18 protein-coding genes are annotated in these 18,252 nt (G+C 42.2%); 4 read left to right on the forward strand and 14 right to left on the reverse strand.

Annotated features, from left to right (window positions below; translation table 11 throughout):
• Positions 1-26: 26 nt before the first annotated feature.
• The 4 genes from AOX59_RS20015 to AOX59_RS08925 all read right to left on the reverse strand — a co-directional run bounded on the left by AOX59_RS20015 (position 27) and on the right by AOX59_RS08925 (position 3,188).
• Entirely contained in the window at positions 27-179 is a 153-nt protein-coding gene (locus AOX59_RS20015; RefSeq protein ID WP_169792870.1) for a hypothetical protein, read from the reverse strand.
• Between the two features lie 26 nt (positions 180-205).
• The gene (locus AOX59_RS08915) at positions 206-1,477 is read right to left on the reverse strand and encodes an MFS transporter (RefSeq protein ID WP_068444833.1); all 1,272 of its coding nucleotides are present in this window, start codon (positions 1,475-1,477) and stop codon (positions 206-208) included.
• A gap of 117 nt (positions 1,478-1,594) precedes the next feature.
• Positions 1,595-1,828 carry an IDEAL domain-containing protein gene (locus tag AOX59_RS08920; protein WP_068444835.1) on the reverse strand — a complete coding sequence of 78 codons (234 nt, stop codon included), beginning with the start codon at positions 1,826-1,828 and terminating at the stop codon, positions 1,595-1,597.
• Positions 1,829-1,991: 163 nt separating this feature from the next.
• Positions 1,992-3,188, reverse strand: a complete 1,197-nt coding sequence (locus AOX59_RS08925; RefSeq protein WP_068444837.1) for an MFS transporter — start codon at positions 3,186-3,188, stop codon at positions 1,992-1,994.
• Between the two features lie 226 nt (positions 3,189-3,414).
• Here AOX59_RS08925 and AOX59_RS08930 point away from each other — a divergent pair, with 226 nt between their 5' ends.
• Positions 3,415-4,281, forward strand: a complete 867-nt coding sequence (locus tag AOX59_RS08930; protein ID WP_068444839.1) for a cation diffusion facilitator family transporter — start codon at positions 3,415-3,417, stop codon at positions 4,279-4,281.
• Positions 4,282-4,391: 110 nt separating this feature from the next.
• On the opposite strand, the gene AOX59_RS08935 is transcribed toward AOX59_RS08930, so the two are convergent.
• A complete protein-coding gene (locus tag AOX59_RS08935) occupies positions 4,392-4,685 on the reverse strand; it encodes an AzlD domain-containing protein (RefSeq protein ID WP_068444841.1) in 294 nt (97 codons plus the stop codon).
• The gene (locus AOX59_RS08940) at positions 4,682-5,410 is read right to left on the reverse strand and encodes an AzlC family ABC transporter permease (RefSeq protein WP_068444843.1); all 729 of its coding nucleotides are present in this window, start codon (positions 5,408-5,410) and stop codon (positions 4,682-4,684) included. The genes AOX59_RS08935 and AOX59_RS08940 overlap by 4 nt, the downstream gene beginning before the upstream one ends.
• Before the next feature lie 909 nt (positions 5,411-6,319).
• Here AOX59_RS08940 and nhaC point away from each other — a divergent pair.
• Positions 6,320-7,690, forward strand: coding sequence for a Na+/H+ antiporter NhaC (nhaC, locus tag AOX59_RS08945; protein ID WP_068444844.1), 1,371 nt, complete (start codon positions 6,320-6,322; stop codon positions 7,688-7,690).
• Positions 7,691-7,739: 49 nt separating this feature from the next.
• Here nhaC and AOX59_RS08950 read toward each other — a convergent pair whose 3' ends face one another.
• The 6 genes from AOX59_RS08950 to AOX59_RS08975 form a co-directional block, all read right to left on the reverse strand.
• A complete protein-coding gene (locus AOX59_RS08950) occupies positions 7,740-8,504 on the reverse strand; it encodes a cobalamin-binding protein (protein ID WP_068444846.1) in 765 nt (254 codons plus the stop codon).
• An 80-nt stretch (positions 8,505-8,584) separates the two neighbouring features.
• Positions 8,585-9,337, reverse strand: coding sequence for a type I methionyl aminopeptidase (map, locus tag AOX59_RS08955; protein ID WP_068448227.1), 753 nt, complete (start codon positions 9,335-9,337; stop codon positions 8,585-8,587).
• Between the two features lie 337 nt (positions 9,338-9,674).
• Positions 9,675-10,433 carry a (S)-benzoin forming benzil reductase gene (locus AOX59_RS08960; protein WP_068444848.1) on the reverse strand — a complete coding sequence of 253 codons (759 nt, stop codon included), beginning with the start codon at positions 10,431-10,433 and terminating at the stop codon, positions 9,675-9,677.
• A gap of 117 nt (positions 10,434-10,550) precedes the next feature.
• On the reverse strand, positions 10,551-11,918 hold the full coding sequence (locus AOX59_RS08965) for a dipeptidase (RefSeq protein ID WP_068444849.1): 1,368 nt from the start codon (positions 11,916-11,918) through the stop codon (positions 10,551-10,553).
• 263 nt (positions 11,919-12,181) lie between these two features.
• Positions 12,182-12,649: an S-ribosylhomocysteine lyase gene (locus AOX59_RS08970; RefSeq protein ID WP_068444852.1), complete on the reverse strand. Its 468-nt coding sequence runs from the start codon at positions 12,647-12,649 to the stop codon at positions 12,182-12,184.
• A 164-nt stretch (positions 12,650-12,813) separates the two neighbouring features.
• Complete coding sequence (locus AOX59_RS08975; protein WP_068444854.1) at positions 12,814-13,491, reverse strand: YhcN/YlaJ family sporulation lipoprotein; 678 nt, start codon at positions 13,489-13,491, stop codon at positions 12,814-12,816.
• Between the two features lie 159 nt (positions 13,492-13,650).
• On the opposite strand from AOX59_RS08975, the gene AOX59_RS08980 reads away from it, so the two are divergent.
• Both AOX59_RS08980 and AOX59_RS08985 read left to right on the forward strand, forming a co-directional pair.
• Entirely contained in the window at positions 13,651-13,887 is a 237-nt protein-coding gene (locus tag AOX59_RS08980) for a YhdB family protein (RefSeq protein ID WP_068444855.1), read from the forward strand.
• Positions 13,888-14,089: 202 nt separating this feature from the next.
• The gene (locus AOX59_RS08985) at positions 14,090-15,838 is read left to right on the forward strand and encodes an IS1182 family transposase (protein WP_068444857.1); all 1,749 of its coding nucleotides are present in this window, start codon (positions 14,090-14,092) and stop codon (positions 15,836-15,838) included.
• Here AOX59_RS08985 and AOX59_RS08990 read toward each other — a convergent pair.
• Together AOX59_RS08990 and sigI are read right to left on the reverse strand one after the other, a co-directional pair.
• A complete protein-coding gene (locus AOX59_RS08990) occupies positions 15,789-17,078 on the reverse strand; it encodes an anti-sigma-I factor RsgI family protein (protein ID WP_068444859.1) in 1,290 nt (429 codons plus the stop codon). The two genes, AOX59_RS08985 and AOX59_RS08990, sit on opposite strands and share 50 nt — an antisense overlap.
• Positions 17,078-17,803, reverse strand: coding sequence for an RNA polymerase sigma-I factor (gene sigI / locus AOX59_RS08995; protein ID WP_418000788.1), 726 nt, complete (start codon positions 17,801-17,803; stop codon positions 17,078-17,080). The genes AOX59_RS08990 and sigI overlap by 1 nt, the downstream gene beginning before the upstream one ends.
• Positions 17,804-18,252 lie beyond the last annotated feature (449 nt).

Genomic DNA, 18,252 nt, shown 5'->3' on the forward strand with positions numbered 1-18,252 from the left:
TTTTTATAACCCTGCAAGAAACTGACCTACTTAAATAATTTCTGCAGCATTTTACCTGTTCCTTTTCCTGCCACTCTGCGTCCGATTCGTTTACCAACCTTGCCCTTTTTAACAGCATTAACATCGCCGAGAATTTTGGAAACTGTATATAATACTTTTCGTATATTATTGATCTTCATGAGTCTCCCCCTCACCTGTATCGGATTCATTTGGCGTATTGCTTTGCCTGTTCGATACCTTTTTCGATATTGACAAACCTTAATAAAATAATACCCGCTATAAAGAAGACAAGCAATGATATGATACCAAGTCTGCTGGAACCGGTCAGCTGACCAACAATTCCGAACAGAAACGGGCCAAAGACAGCTGCAAACTTTGAGGAAATCCCGTAAAATCCGAAAAACTCTGCTTTCTTATTTGCCGGCACCATCCTGCTGTATATCGACCTGCTAAGTGCCTGTGCACCACCCTGGACCATTCCAACACATATTGCCAGCATATAAAAGTGCAAAGCAGACGCCATGAAATAACCGAGAACAACAACGCCTATATAAACGTATAACGTCAGATACAATGCTTTTTTTGCTGTTATTTTTGATGCCAGCCAGCCAAAGAAAAACGTAAACGGAATACCGACAAATTGGGTGATCAGCAATGCTATAATCAAAGAATTTGAATCAATGCCAATCCCACGACCATAAATCGTCGCCATTCTTATAATCGTTGAAATACCATCATTATACAGCCAAAACGCAATAAGAAAAATTAATAAATGCTTAAACTGCCTTATTTCTTTAAACGTATTCACGACCCTGGAAAAGCCGATTGCCACATAAGATTTGTCCCGCTTTTCTCTTGTTTTCTTCTCTTCACGCACGTTTTTAAACAGCGGTATTGAGAATATAAACCACCATAAACCGACGGAAGCAAAAGACAACTGACTGGCCGTGGTGACATCCGGTATGCCAAACCAGGAATAATTCGTAATCATTAAAATATTGATGGCCAGCAATAAGCCACCGCCTATGTAGCCAAAAGCAAAACCGGCTGACGATAATTTATCCATTTCCTTCTCATTCTCAGCAAGCTCGGGTAGAAATGCATCATAAAAAACGTTTGCACCGGAAAAACCAATATTCCCGACAATCAACAGGATCGATGCAAAAAGATAATCGCCTTCCCCGACAAAAGCGAGCAGAATACTGGCAATGATTCCCATATAAGCAAAAAAGCGCAGAAATTTCTTTTTCGCCGCAGAAAAGTCACTGATGGCTCCCAATATCGGAGCCAGAACAGCTACAATCAAAACCGCAATTGACTGGGAATAGCCCCAGTAACTTTCTGCCAGATTCTCTTCCAGCCCCACAGCTGCCACATCGTAATAAAAAATTGGAAGAACAGCTGCCATAATCGTTGTTGCAAATGCAGAGTTCCCGAAGTCATACAACATCCAGCTGAATGCCGTTTTCTTTTTCATACAATCCCCCCCTCTTCCTAACCATATCAAATCATCAATGTACTAAAATTGCAATAAGTTTCGCATAAAAAAAGCCTCACCAAATAAAGGCAAGGCATTCTTGTTAAAAAAGAAAGATTATTCCCATACGTAATGTCTGTATTCTTTTGACAACCGGACGAACGTTTCCTTGTCCTCTGTATCAATCGAATGATTGATAGCCGCTTGGAGTTTTTGCTTATTCCAGCTGAAACATAATTCATCCAATATTAATTGGGCAGATAACTTCATTTCAAACGGTACCTCTCGTTTTGCTTTAATGGCTCCTCCTGCATAACGATAAAGCTGATAGACCACCTTCTGTTTCTTCATTGGAACATTCCCCCTTGTTCCTTTTTTCCATTATCCTAAATAATAAGAAGTTTTGCAAGTATAAATTTTAATATTGGTGAATTTTCTATCATTAATACAAGCTTCATCACATCTAAAAAACCGCTAAAAAGCGACAAATTTCCTGACATGACATAACATCCGTCTACGGTTTTATATTACGATAGCCAAGAAAGCTTGCGATTAGCGCAAAGATAGCTAACACACTGGCCATCCAGCTAATATTACCTTTCATCATGACAGCGATGACCGGCGGACCGGAAGCAACGCCGGTAAATCGCATCGCACTGTAAATCGATGTGATCGCGCCGCGGACACTTTTTTCCAAACTTTCCGTTATCATCGCATCCAGGCAAGGGAGTGCCATCCCGATACCGGTCCCGCATATAAAGAAAATGGATAGCAAATAAACAGGATGATCCATAAATGGAATAACCGCCACTGAAGCACCGGTTAAAATAATCCCGGTAAATGTCACCCACTTCATAATTTTTAATTTATCCTTTATTTTCCTGCCGGTTATAAATGATGCAACCGATAACGCCAGTAAAGGAACAGCAAGAAGAATCCCTTTCCAAATACCTTCGTAGCCGTATTTCTCTTCCAAAATACTGGATAAATAAAAAAGAAACCCGAACAGGATAAACATCAATATGGCGCCAATGAAAAACACAGCCACAAGCCACCTGCCATGCTTGCTGAAAGTATCCTTCGCGAGTTCCACGTATTCTTTGAAATGGGTTTCGTTCTCACCACCCTTGTTTTTAATCAGGAAGATCACCATCAATACAGAAACGATACAAAATAATGGAATCGAATAAAACGGCAAGTACCAAACAAGTGCTGCAAGAGCAGCTCCCAGTATTGGGCTTAAGACTTTCCCGACTGTATTTGACGTTTCGACAATCCCAAGTGTTGTACTGGCTTCCTTGTCATCTTTAAAAATATCGCCTACAAGCGGAAGGACAATTGGAAATGCCCCTGATGCACCAACACCCTGCAATATTCTTCCAGCTACAATGACAAGAAACGGACTATCCATCAATTGAGATGCCAAACCGGCAATCAAACCGCCAATACCGGTTATGATTAATGAAGGAATAATGACTTTCTTCCGGCCAAATCGATCCGATAAGAATCCCGCAACCGGAATTAAAAAAATGGCCACAACTGAATAGGCCGTAATGATATAACTCGATTGAAGTTTCGAAATATCCAATGCCTGTTCCATAACCGGAAGAATGGGGATAAGCATTGAATTGCCCAGTGTCATTATCAGTGGTATTGATGCCAGAGATATGACTGCCCAGCGTTTTTCCTGTTCGTTCAGACGTTCAGTCATAAACTTTCTCCTTCGCTTTATATGATCACTAAATTTACTATTTACCAGGCAGCAAGTTTTATTCCCCATTGTCTTTTTGTTTAAGGCATCAAAATTTGCAGGAACTCAAAATATATAGTCATGGCTGTTAATGTTTCTCTGGACTCATCTGACAGGAGTTTGATAGACTGTTATACCTACAGAGCGGCTTGTATAAAGCACGTGTTCAATTGGAGGCTGTTTTTTAATGGATCAGGCAGATGATTTAAAAAAAGGTGAAAAAGGCGCCTGGCTCAGCATCTGTGCGTATATTGTCCTGGCAATCGTCAAATTGATTATTGCTTCGATTGGAAACTCCCAAAGTTTGTGGGCAGATGGGTTAAACAATACGACTGACGTTGTCGCCTCAGTTGCTGTTTTAGTTGGATTGAAAATATCGAGAAAGCCACCGGATGCTGATCATCATTACGGACATTCCCGTGCTGAAACAATTGCTTCCCTTTTTGCAGCGTTTGTTATCGCAACGGTTGGCATCCAGGTAATTGTGAATATAGTCAGGCAGCTGTTTGCCGGGGAAACAGTACAGCCGGATATGCTGACAGCCTGGACCGCACTCGGAGCAGCTGTTGTGATGTTTAGTGTTTATCGCTACAATGTTTCGCTTGCAAAAAAAATTGGCAGCAGTTCACTTAATGCCGCAGCTCAGGATAACCGTTCGGACGCTTTCGTCAGCATTGGCGCATTTATCGGCATAATCGGTGCGCAATTTGGTCTTTTTTGGCTTGATCCCTTCGCAGGCCTGATTGTCGGTATTATCATCTGTAAAACGGCATGGGATATATTCAGAGAGGCAACCCATACATTGACTGACGGGTTTGACGCGAAGCAAATCAAGACAATAAAAACTGATATTGCGAAGGTTTCAGAAGTTAAACAAGTCATTGATATTAAAGGGAGAGTTCATGGAAATCAGGCATTTATTGAGGTAACGATCCTGGTTAATCCGGAACTAAATGTTAAAGAAAGTCACGCCATCACAGAAAAAATAGAAGACTTCCTTCGGGAAAAACATAATATAACCTATGCGCATATTCATATCGAGCCTTATGAATAAAAACGCAAAACGCTCGCCAGCGGATTACATGCCATGTTGCTTTATGGAGAAGCCGGCTGCCCGGCGTTGGAAAAGAACATGATACATTTGCCATGTTTTCCCTGGTATTTTTACATTGTCAACAGAAAAACCGTTAAAATAGCCCCTATAACGACTAAAATAACGTTTAAACCCAAATATGCCAAGAGCACTGCAGCGGCTCCGCCCAGAAGACCGATCAGCGGCTGCTCGGGAATGACACTCAAAATACCCGGGAAAATGAGCGCTCCCAGTGCTGCATAGGGAATCGCAGCCAGCCAGCGGTTCACCCAATCCCGAAACTGCAGTTTATCAACAATAAACGCCGGGATTATTCTTGGAATCATCGTTACAAGTGCCATGCCTATAATAATTGCAATAATCATTGTTCTTCCCCCTTAAGCAAAAACACACCGCTCAGGCCGCCCAGTACCGTTCCACACACGATCGCCCAGCCTTCACTCATAAACTGGCTGCACAGGAGGTTAATGAGCATCGCGATAATGGCAACAAGCCCGACGCGCCATTGTTTTTTCACCGATGGAATAAGCAGTCCAATAAACATCGCATATAACGCAATTCCCATACTTTGACTTAACTGCTCAGGAATAACATCACCCAGGACCCCTCCCAAAAAAGAGCCCGCAATCCAGGCAATATAAGCTGTCAAAATAAGAGCCAAGTAAAAATAGGAACCTTTTTCTTTTTTTGCCTCTGTTGTATGTAATGCCGATACGGCAAACGTTTCATCCGTCAATCCCATTGATAGAGGGATTTTCCATTTGAGTCCAAATCTCCGCAAATAATTCACAAACGACAGGCTCATGACAAAATGACGGAAATTAAGCACAAACGTGGCAACTACAATTTCAACTGCTCCAGCACCCAGTGCGATCATATTCGCTCCCATAAACTGACTGGCACCGGCAAACACCATCACACTCATTAATGTCAGTTCGGTGACTGACATTCCCGCCTGTTTTGCCAGCACCCCATATGCAAGTGCAATCGGCAAGTAGCCAAGCATTATGGGGAAACCGACTGCAATCCCTCTGCGAAACATATGTATTGATTGGGATGTATTTTGATGATCAGCTGTGTCTGTATCCATTTCCGTCCCTCCCCAAAAGAAAATTAAGATAATTACATCTTATATGCGTCATCACAAAAAAGCAATAATTGAAAATAGACGTTCCCATTGACAATGAGCAGCTTCACCATTTATAGTCAATATTATATTTTAACGAAAATATCGAATCCGTGAATGCGAAGTAGAATCTGAAACAAGCAGCAATGAGAGACGGGGCGCATGGTGAAAGCACCGGCAATTCAGGTTTGAATTACACATTCGAATCAGACGGATATTAATTGAGTGGATGAGCCGGAGGAATGACTGCACGCATCGCATGAATGTTTTGCGCGCTTTTAGGGAGACTCATCAATCAGGGTGGTAACGCGGAGTAAAGCTTCGTCCCTAACAAGGGATGAGGCTTTTTTATTTTGCCTCTTTTCTAAGTTATGACACAAAATCCATAAACTGCGACGTAAGTGCTATGTTGATTTCCGTTCCGAACAGTCGCGCACCTTAGGGCAACACTTCAGCCTCCTCGGAAGAAAACCGCTTCCTGCTCAGGTCTCAGCTGCCCGTTTTCCCGCAGGAGTCGACTGCCTTCCACTCCAATCAACATTCACAAGTGAGGTTTAGTTAATCACCAAATCAATGAGATTATAAAGCGCAAAACCAGTGGAGGAAATACACGACGACTCCTGCGGGAGCATAGGCATAGGTGAGATCCCGCAGTGCGACAGCAATCTTTTCTGCGAGGAGTGCTGCATCACTGAAACCACTTGCAACACGACGAGCACGAGGAGGCTCACCAGCCGCCCTAAGGTGCGCGGAGTATATTTCCGAAGCGGCTCATGGAATCAAACATTTATTATAGTACGTCGCACTTTACATCAAGTGTAGAGGTAAAGCACTGTAAAATTTACGAAAAGAGTTAAAAGGAGGATTTACATCATGTTTCCGGTGCAGCCAAAATATAAGCCGGCGTTGGTTGAATCAATTCTATTTTTTATTTTAACAGTTAGTCTCATCAGTTATTTTTTAATTGGGCTGGGAACAGAACCGCACATTCCGATCCTAATCGCTCTGTTGCTTACAGTCACATATGGGCTGGCTAGAGGCATTTCTTTCAAAGACCTTGAAGAGAGTATGATCGCCGGAGCCAGGTCAGGCATGGCAGCTGTTTTCCTCTTTTTAGTAATCGGTATATTGATCAGCAGCTGGATGATCAGTGGAACAATTCCCCTCTTGATCAACACTGGTTTCACCTTTATCGGGGGAACGTGGTTTTATGGTATTGTGTTTGCTGTTACAGCCATCATTGGCGTTTCATTGGGCAGTTCGCTGACAACTGTTGCAACAATTGGGGTCGCTTTTATCGGGATGGCAAGCGCGATGGATGCATCGATGGCCATTACAGCCGGTGCAATCGTCTCCGGAGCATTTTTCGGTGATAAAATGTCTCCCTTGTCAGATACAACAAATTTGGCTTCCACGATTGTCCAAGTCGATTTGTTCAGTCATATTAAACATATGAGTCTGACGACTATTCCGGCATTTCTCATTTCATTTGTTATTTTTGCAATTCTGTCACCCGCTGAAACCGTTTCTGTAGAAAATTTGGACGCATATATGACAAGTCTGGAAGCGACCGGCCTGATTCATTGGACGTCTTGGATACCGCTTGTCATCCTGGTTTTGGCCACATTTTTTCGAATACCTGCATTCATTTCTTTAGCCGTGAGCAGCGTGATAGCAACATTTCTTGCCAGTATAACGAGCGGTCTTTCCTGGGGCGATATTTGGGCGATCTGGTTTAACGGCTATACAGCTGAAACCGGTTTTGAACCCGTAGACAGCTTATTGACAAAAGGCGGCATCAACAGCATGTTGTTTACAATTTCACTTGTCATTTTGGCACTTGGATTTGGAGGGCTGTTATTCGTAACAGGCATTATCCCCTCAATCTTGTCATCATTCCAGGAAAAACTGCAAAAAGTGCGGTCGATTATTATATCAACCGCTTCAACAGCAATTGGTATTAACGTACTGATTGGCGAACAATACTTGTCTGTAATGCTGACGGGGGAAACATTTAAAGGTGTGTACAAGCAAGCTGGGTTGTCCAATAAGGTATTGGCCAGGTCCCTGGAGGATGCCGGTACCGTTATTAACCCGCTCGTTCCATGGAGTGTGTGCGGTGTGTTTATTGCTGATGTCCTCGGTGTCCCAGTAGTGACTTACCTGCCATTTGCCTTTTTCTGCCTGCTAAGCCCGCTCATTACGATGACTTTTGGCGGAAGAGTTTTGAAAATACGAAAATAATTCATCTTAGGTGTTGTCATGTAAAAAATCCCCATGGGCAGGGGATTTTTTAGTCCAATATTTCTGTCAATTTCCGCAGACCTTCAAGCAATCTTGGTGAAGGACGGCAAAAAAGCGATTCTTCCAGGACATGAATGTTGTCACCTTTAACAGCCTTCATCTCCTGCCAGCCAGGCCTTCGCTTCACAAGCTCAGGTCGCATTTTCGACTCCTTTACACCTACCCAAACCATACAAATATAATCAGGCTCGCGAACTTTGACATCTTCCCAGTCTGTCTGTACGCTCGCTTTATCTTCGGTATCAAAAATATTGCGCGCACCAGCCAACTGACTTATTTCGGTAAGCCAATTGATACCACCGGGTGTAAAAACCGGCTTCGGCCACCATTCCCAGTATAAAGACGGCCTATAGTCCTTGTTTCGTGCCGCTTCACGGAAGTTTTCGACCTCGCTGCGGAATGCGGCAGCCTTATCCAGACCAAGTTTTTCCTCACCCAGTGCTTTTCCGGTAATTTCAAGGTCACCGGCAATCTCTTCTAAAGAATTAGGGTTCAGAATTATATACGGTAATTTCCGTTCATCAAGCGCTTCAATATTTTTCTCCATACCCGGAACGCTGAGTGAAGCAATTACCAAATCGGGATTTAATTCTTCCACTTTGTCCATATCAATTGATAAATCCGGGCCGACCTTTGGCAAATGCTGCACTTCCGATGGCCAGTCGGAATAGTTATCAACACCGACCAGCAAATCCGTTTTCCCGAGATATTCGACAACTTCTGTGTTGCTTGGACAGATTGAGACGACGCGCATCAGCATCCCTCCTTTCCGGAACATCCTGTCTTCAAAAGAATTTCAGACAGCAGTAATTAACGGACAGACTTCTTTTTATATTATTGATCCTGATCGGTTGTCAGCATTGGGCCATCCTTTGTAATAACAACAGTATGCTCATATTGCGCAGAGCGGCCTTGATCAACCGTGCGGGCAGTCCAGTTGTTGGCATCCATTTTACTGTGCCAGCTGCCTTCGTTAATCATAGGTTCTATTGTAATGACCATACCTTCTTTTAACCGCGTACCTTTATTTGGCAAGCCAAAATGCGGAATGTGCGGTTCTTCATGCAAAGTCGGACCAATACCATGTCCGGTGAAATCGCGAACGACCGAGAAACCTTCCCCTTCAGCATATGTCTGAATGGCATGACCGATATCACCGAGCCGATTGCCAGGACGTGCCTGTTCAATTCCTTTATAAAGCGATTGTTTCGTGACGTTGAGAAGTTTTTCGCCTTTTTCATCAAGTTTTCCGACCTTATAAGTCCATGCCGAATCCGCCAAACCACCATTCAGATTAACGACCATGTCGATTGTTACAATATCCCCTTCAACAAGTTCTTCTTCCCGGGGAAACCCATGGCAAATCTCATCATTAACCGAGGCGCATGTTGCATAAGGGTAACCACTGAACCCTTTTTGTTCAGGTGTTGCACCATGGTCAGCCAAAAACTTTTCCGCAAAGGCATCAATTTCCATCGTCGTGATACCCGGTTTAATCATTTTAGCTATTTCTTTATGGCATTTAACGAGTACATCCCCCGCAGCTTGCATTTTTTCAATTTCGCGTTTACTTTTACGTGTAATCATATCGTTCGTCCTTTCTCCAAAACCTTCTTTAAAACGAGCATCCAAAAACCAACTATCCAGCCCATTCACTCCAATAATTGTACCACAAAGTAAAACTTCATTCAGGGGGCGATTTTTCCCGGTGAATGTCCGCAGTTTTCGTTCCCCGCGAATTCCACCAGAAAAAATACAGAGGAGCAGATCCTTCCCCTGCATTTTAAAAAAAACTGTTTTTAGAGGTTGTTCAAAAAGTCCGGTGAAAATGACACGTTGGCTTGTTTCTCCGCTGCTCGAAATTGCGTCGCCTCGAACTTCCCGGTCCTTTTTATCCTCCTTTTTGAACACGCTCTTTTAGTCTTTAAAAGTAGTCTGAGGCGTGATATATTTTACCATTTTCGACACTTGTCTCATCAGTCAATATATCAATGAGTATACCGCCGATTGCATCAGTACTTTTGAGCTTATTATTTTCTTTATATGCCCGAAATTGTTCAACGTCACGAAAAGCATCTTCATCGCTTGCGCGGATTCTTTCCTGCATTTCAGTATCCATGATTCCCGGACTGAAGGCAATAACTTTATTTTGGGTATTTAATTCTTCCTGTTCAAGAGCTGCGGTTTGAGTAAACATATTGATGCCGGCCTTGGATGTGCAATAGGCGCTCCAGCCATACATCGGTCTTTCCGCCGCTCCTGACGAGATCGTTGTTCCAATAAACCTGATATCCTTTTCAACTGCATTTTTTAAAAACAAATTCGTCAGGATCATCGGGGCGATGGTGTTCACCTGCATATGATGTGCCACGTCAGCACTTTCGGTATTCATGGATTTATCTACGGGTTCAAGCACCGCAGCATTATTAATTAAGTAAACTGTCTCCGGCTCTCGCGAAAAGATCTCCTCACTAATTTGTGAAAAGGTTTGTTCCGTTTCCTCCAGATCACCCAGATCACAGGCATAATGTTTATAATCAACATTGTTCTCAAGAGCAATATCAGCCAATTTGTCCTGACTGCTTCGGGATACGCCAACGACATTAATGCCTGATTCCATTAGCAGCTTAGCAATTGATTCACCTAACCCTTTTGAAACACCAGTAACAACTGCATGTCGCATAAAATGATCCCCCTTTCATTTATATACTAAGTACTTACCCATTTCACCCGATTGAAAACCATTCGCCCTGTCCATTGATTTGTTCTGTATTCGGGCAGAGGACCAGAACAACGACTTTTAATCGTTGATTTCCGCCCAATAGCGCACAAGCGTTTCCATACCCTTATCAAAACTGTCTAATGGAAAGCTCTCATTCGGTGAGTGCAGCCTGTCATCAGGGGTGCCAAACCCGAGCAACACAATCGGTATATTATAAATGTCTTCAATCCACTCAACAACCGGGATAGATCCGCCCATCCGCACATAGACTGTCTCTTTGTCAAATGCTTCCGAATAGCTTTTGGCCGCTTTTTTAATGAGCGGATTATCCGGCGCCACTTTGTACGCTTTTGCCGACAGTTTTTCTTTTTTCACTTCAACGGTTACTCCTGTTGGCGCAACATTATGAATATGCGCCTCAAGCAATTCCTGTATTTTTGCAGGATCCTGGCCGGGAACAAGACGGCAGGTGATTTTTGCTGTCGCCGTTGATGGGATAATCGTTTTTGTCCCTTCTCCCTGATAACCGCCATACATTCCGTTAATTTCAAAAGTAGGCCTTGCCATAGTATGTTCTTTAGCAGTGTAGCCTTTTTCAGATACAGTCTCATTAACACCTGTAGACGCTTCGTAATATTCACCCTGGACATTTTTAATCAGTTCCCGCTCATGCTCAGTAAGCGGTTCAACACCGTCATAAAAGCCATCAACGGTTACAACTTCATCTTCATTCTTCATCGAAGCCAGAATATGATTGAGAGCCATAATCGGATTGCGGACAGCTCCTCCATACATGCCTGAATGCAGGTCATGGTCAGGACCCGTTACATTTATCTCAATCCCTGTAAACCCTTTTAACCCGTACAAAATAGTGGGCTGATTTTCAGAAACCATTCCGGAATCTGAAATAACAGCAAAATCAGCATCGAATTGGTCTTTCTTATCATGCAGCGTTTTGTAAAGATTTTCACTGCCGATTTCTTCTTCCCCTTCAATACAGACTTTGACATTCAACGGCAGCTTTCCTTCTGTGTTCATATAAGCTTCAAAAACAGCCAAGTGCATGAAAACCTGTCCTTTATCATCACTTGAACCGCGCGCATATAAACGGCCATCCCTGACTTCCGGTTTGAACGGTTCGCTCTTCCACTCCTCAATCGGGTCTACCGGCTGAACATCATAATGGCCATAAAATAATACAGTCGGCGCATCAGAGCCTGCCTGGTTATATTCAGCAAAAATGAGCGGATGACCCCCAGTATCCTGCTGTTCAACCTTATCAAACCCGATTTTCTTTAAATAAGATTCCAAGTACTCAGCGGCTTCGTTAATATCTTGTTTATGTACACTGTCCGTACTGACACTTGGTATCGATAAAAATGAATGGAGCTTATCCAGCAGCTGCTTACGATTTTCGGATAAATACTGCAATACTTGCTCACTCATTGGCCTCAACTCCTTCCATAGATTTTATCTCATTTTAGCATAAAGCGAAACTTCATTCAGCGGAATTGGTTTTCATTCCGATGAATGTTAGTTGAGCAGAATCAGGCATTTAGGGACAGTTAGCCGCCGTTCTTCGGCGGGTTACTGACCTTTAGATGCGGGGAAAAGCGAAACTTCAAGCGGTGGTCCTTTTCTGAGCAAAAAAAGACAGCCTTCCTCAAGACTGCCTGATACATAACCATCGCCGATTCAAATCACCTGTGTTATTCTGCAAAAACCTGATTCCACTCATCTTTTTTAGCGAGCATATCTTCAGCAATCGTTTTCGCACCTTCAAGACTATGGTTGGCTGCCCAGCCGCACTGCACTTCATTGCATGCCGGCACTTCATCCGCGTTGAGAACATCTTTTAATGTGTTTTCAAGTGCACTAGTGACATCATCATAGCTATCATTGTTCAAGATTTGCAAATAAAAACCTGTCTGGCATCCCATCGGGCCAATGTCAAGAACATTTTCCATGTGATTGCGGATATTTTCTGCCATTAAATGTTCTATTGAATGTAATCCCGGCATATCCATATGTTCTTTATTCGGCTGTTTAAACCGGATATCGTATTTATATACCTTATCTCCACTCATCCCTGTCGTGACACCAGTCAAACGAACATAAGGCGCTGCAACTTTTGTGTGATCCAGATTAAAACTTTCCACGTTCATTTTTTCAGCCATGAATATCGCTCCTTTATTGACTAAAACGCATCATTTCTAACTCAAAGTTAACATTAAAACCAGCAAGTGTAAAAAATTCTGTACACGGAACGATTATTCATTGAAGATTGAATGACAAACAAAAAAGGGTGAACACATGACCTGTGCCACCCTTTTTTTGTTTGTTAATTATTATCCTGCTGTGGAAAGACGCGTTCAATCATATTGCCCATTTGGTCGAACAGCCCTTCAACAGGTTCACCGCTGTCAGCATCATCAGCATAATTATTGGCCAGATCCATGAAATCAGGGTTTGTCGACACATACACATTGTCAACGTCCGAATCCACATCTTTTACGATGCCGGAGATTTTTTCTTTCACAGCATCTGTGAGCTCGCCGCCTTTATTGTTGTTATCGTTATTATTGGTTGTCCCATTAATATTTGCGCCGTTATTATTGTTGGTATTGTTGTTGGCGTTGTTACCATTATTATTGTTGCCGTTGTTGTCCTGGTCAAGTTCAGCAGCTACATATGCATTATTGTCCGTTTTGATAACATAGGCATTGTCAATTCCATCAACGTCGTTTGCAATACGTTCGGCTGCTTCATCAGCCAATTCATACTGATCTTCATTATTTCCTCCGTCATTTGTATTGCGTGTCCGGTTGCCATTGTTAAACTCGTTGTCGTTCCGGTTGTTCATGTTGTCGTTATCCATATCACCATCAAAACGGGTTTGTTCAACATTATTATCATTTTGACCTTCTTCTGTACCATTGTTGTTCTGGTTATCGGTTCCACAAGCAGCAAGAACAAGGAACATGGCAATCAGTAATAGGCTAAAAAGTTTCCATTTCATAGTTAAATCCTCCTTACCGTTTTGTCGTTAGTATGCAGCAGTAATAAGGATTTATACGTTAACAGAAATTGGCAATGACACCAAATTTGTTTCAGACAATATAAATGAAATTTGGGAAGGCTAATAACTGATCCTTTTCTATATGAAGGAGGTCAAATAATGGAAATAGCTGATTATGACAAAGCGTTATATTTCACCTTGTGGGGACAGTGGGATGAATTGCTTGTACTGATGGTACGCACAAATGATGACATGCTGTCCAAAAAAATCCAGTTTTTCCTGCATGCTTATCACTACTCGCCTGAACAAGTAAAAATTATCGAAACACATGACGAGTTGCTGTATTATATTGACCATGCTATGAAATACACGCCACCTGTTGCGATGGAAGTATAAAAAAATACCTTTACAGGGTTGTAAAGCACTTTAAAGTAGGAAAGAGGCTGGGACAAAACCCAGTAAAATTGAAAAAGCGTGGTACTTATCGATTAGGTAATGTACCACGCTTTTTTTATATTATCGTTAATTTTTAGTAAACAAAAAGGATCGCCTCTGATAAAATTAAAGTAACCACACAATAACCATCGGAGGGATCCTTATGTTTAAACATTATAACATGAATCAAGTGGTTTTGCCTTTAGATTTAGAAATAAAAATAGAGGAAAATGATATTGCCTATGCCGTCAATGACGTCGTGGAAACTATCCCGGATGATGCCTTCACAGGTTTCCGGCGCGAAACAGGCTGCCCAGCTTATCATCCGCGCATGATGATGAAGATTATTTTATGTGCTTACACGCAATCTGTTTTCTCCGGCAGAAAGATCGAAGGATTACTACATGACAGTGTCCGTATGATGTGGCTGGCTCAGGGATATGAACCAACGTATCGCACCATCAATCGATTTCGTGTGCATCCAGAGGTTAAAGAGTTATTGCGTCAATGCTTCGTCCAATTCCGCTGCCAGCTTGTACAGGAAAAACAGATTGATGAAGAAGCGATTTTCATCGATGGGACCAAGATTGAAGCGAATGCCAATAAATACACATTTGTTTGGCGGAAAGCGATAGAGAAACACAGCGCCAAATTGGTGGAGAAGTCCAATCAAATGTATGATGAATTGCTGGAAAACGAAATTATCCCGGAGATTGAACGGGAAAGCGAGGACGAATTATCCACCGATGAACTCAGGCAAATAGCTGAGAAACTGGATGAGAAAGTCGAAGCGTATGACAAAGAGATTGAGGCACGTGAAAAAGGAAGCGAACGGAAACAGCTTCGTTCCGAACGTAAAGCACCGAAACAATACCGCAAACGGTTCAGGGACTTTGTCGTGCGCAAACAGAAATATAAGCAGGACATGAAAATTTTCGGGGAACGCAACAGTTACTCCAAGACAGACCATGATGCCACGTTTATGCGCATGAAAGATGACCATATGAGGAACGGCCAGCTGAAAGCAGGTTATAATGTGCAGCTTGCGACAGAGGGTCAATACGCGCTCGCTTACGATGTATTCCCAAACCCGACGGACACACGTACTTTCGTTCCTTTCCTGGATCATATTGAGGAAGGTTACTTTGAGCTGCCTAAGTATATTGTGGCTGACGCAGGTTATGGCAGTGAACAAAATTACGAAGACGTCCTCGAGAACCGGGAACGCACGCCCCTGATTACATACAACCAATACCGGAAAGAAAAGAAAAAGAAATACAGAAATAACCCTTTCCATTCCGCCAATTGGGAATATAACACGGAAAACGATTATTTTATCTGCCCGAATGACCAAAAAGTAACATTCCGTTACCTATCCCAACGAACAGACCGGTACGGCTATACACGGACCTTCAGAGTTTACGAGTGTGAGGACTGTTCAGGGTGCCCACTGCGTTCCCAATGCACCAAAGCGAAGGAAGGGAATAACCGGAAAATTTATTATAACGCGAAGTGGGAAAGCCAAAAAGCCTACACAAGACAACAGCTTTCGGAAGAAGAAACTGGCGAAGTTTACGGGCGACGTAAAATCGATGTGGAGCCAGTCTTCGGATTTCTGAAGGCTAATTTGCGTTTCCCGCGTTTCTCAGTCAGGGGGCAGGAGAAAGTGAAAAATGAATTAGGATTTGCATTCATGGCGGTGAACTTGAGAAAGTACACCGCCAAAAAGACAAATCCTACCTTAGATAATAACAACCATTTAAATCAAAAAGGTTCCAACCATCAAAAACTGATGATTGGAACCCTTTTTAAGTCATTTTTGGCTAGTTATGTCCCAGCCTCTTTCCTTTATGATATCCTGATTATTTTGGGCCTTTACCATTGTTATGTTTTCCTTTGTCATGACCTTTAGCTTTGCCGTTGTTATGGTTGGTCTTACCATGACCTTTGGCTTTGCCGTTGTTATGGTTGGACTTGCCATGGCCTTTGGCTTTGCCGTTGTTATGTTTGGATTTGTCATGACCCTTAGCTTTGCCGTTGTTATGTTTGGATTTGTCATGGCCTTTAGCTTTGCCGTTGTTATGTTTGGACTTGCCATGGCCTTTAGCTTTGCCGTTGTTATGTTTGGATTTGTCATGACCCTTAGCTTTGCCGTTATTATAGTTGGCTTTGCCCTCGTCATGATTATTTGTATTTTTATTTCCAGGTCCATTTCTTTTTGTATCGCTGTTTGGCTTACTATTGTTAGTCTTCAACCCGGTATTTTGATTCTTCTTTTGGCTGCTTTCAGGTTTATCCGGCTGTTCGGATTTTATGGCAGGATTTTCATCGGAAGATTCTATATGCTCGCTTTTGTCTGTATCTTTTTCATTGGAATTGGAACCGGAATCTGAATTATCTTGCTGTATGTTGTAAAATGAATGTATAATATCTCTTTCATCATCATTAATGAAGGTATCCATTTCTGCTTGAATACTGTTTTTTAAGCTAACATTTTCATTTGAAAGGTTTCTTGCCATCAATTCATTCATCGATCGCTCATTGTCCAGCGACTTATCATGGATTTCTTTTGGGATCTGAAACGTTACAATCCCCCAGTCTTGATCATTCTCCCCAAAATACTCATCAATCATTTGTGTCACAGAAAATTCTTCTTGTGCATCCTCAGCATAACTGACACCTGCAAGTATATTTTTGCCGTTCTTTAACAGGGCTGCTTCTTCACTTTTAGTAATAATCTGCTGAATGACCTTTTCTAAATGCTTCCCTTTATAACCTGTCAGCATTGGAAGAAACGATTTAGCATCATCATTCAAAGGCGCTATCGACTTAACATTCAGTTGATTATCAATTTCCAATTCCAAATTTGGATTGATTGTAATATTAACATATGCATATGTTTTGTCTTTATCTGTCATAAAATAAAACGGCACAAAAAGCAGCATTAGGCACGCCATTACAGCTGCGAATGCGCCGCGTTTTTTATTGTTTATGTAGTGAAACATCTTAGGGCGCTGAGCGGAAAGCGGCTGGTAATTGACTTCCATGCCAATCGATACATTTTCCAGGGGACGCGCTTTTTGAAACGTACCATCTCTTCGCATTACAATGATGTAATTGCGATGTTTTTCCATCACAATTCCTTTTTTCACTAACCCACCCCCTTAAGATACTCCTTAAGATACGTATAATCTCCATCCAGAATTATAAAAATTGCGAGAATGAACTTTCGGTTTCGCTCCAGCGTTTTTTTACTGACATTTACCTGCCTGGCCAAATCTTTTAGCGGCATTTTTTTCTTAGCTTTAACATAAGAATTGAATTCCGCATCGTTATGCAGCATCCGTGCAACTGAAATTGCTGTTTCGCGGGCATCCCGATGTTTGGGTGAAACCTTTGTCAGCTGACTTAAAGACAACCTGTAGATGTCGAGCTTCTCTTTGAAATCTAAAATTTCTTCGCGGAGCTGAAGAGCATGCTGTTCTTTCCGATAGGACTCATTAACCGCCAATATTTCAACCGGATTCTCCATTTGTTCCTCATTATAGTTATCATCCAAGGACACTGTTGCTGGCGTTTTTTGGATATAACGGATATAATCAATGACTTTTCGTTTCACCACAAGTTTAGAAAAAGCCAGAAAAGAACCGCCTTTTTTCGGGCAATAAGACATCATGGCCTCATTAAAAGCATTTAAGCCAACGCTGAATTCATCATCAGTTTGCGGATCGATATAACGCTTGCACACTTCTGAAACGCATTTAGCGATAAATGGCTGATAGGATTTCAGAAGATGATGTTGAATCCCCTGATCCCCCTCCTGAGCTGAAAGTATCATATCTTCAAGTGGTGTTTCTGTTAATGGCTGATTGCTCATAAACATACAACACCTCCAGCCACTATAAAATACGGTTCTAACAAGTGTTTTATGGGTGTAGGTTTAAGTGTATTCATTTTAGTTCGAGTTAATTCGTTATTGTTCAGCATACATTCACCATCTTTTATGAGAATCTGACTGATTTCCCTAATCGTAACGTATCAAGCCACCTGTTTCGACAACAGATGTATTACATTTCATTTAAAAACACGTTACTTTTTTAAGACAGCAGTATTTAAAGAAACTTTTCGTGAATTTCACTGTCCATTGATCCTCGCAATTGATAAAAACTGCGACGTAAGTGCTATGTTGATTACCGTTCCGGGCAGTCGCGCACCTTAGGGCAACGCTCCAGCCTCCTCGGAAGAAAACCGCTTCCTGCTCAGGTCTAGCTGCCCGTTTTCCCGCAGGAGTCGACTGCCCTCCACTCCAATCAACATTCACAAGAG

The sequence above is a fragment of the Lentibacillus amyloliquefaciens genome (assembly GCF_001307805.1).
Taxonomy (GTDB): Bacteria; Bacillota; Bacilli; order Bacillales; family Amphibacillaceae; genus Lentibacillus; species Lentibacillus amyloliquefaciens.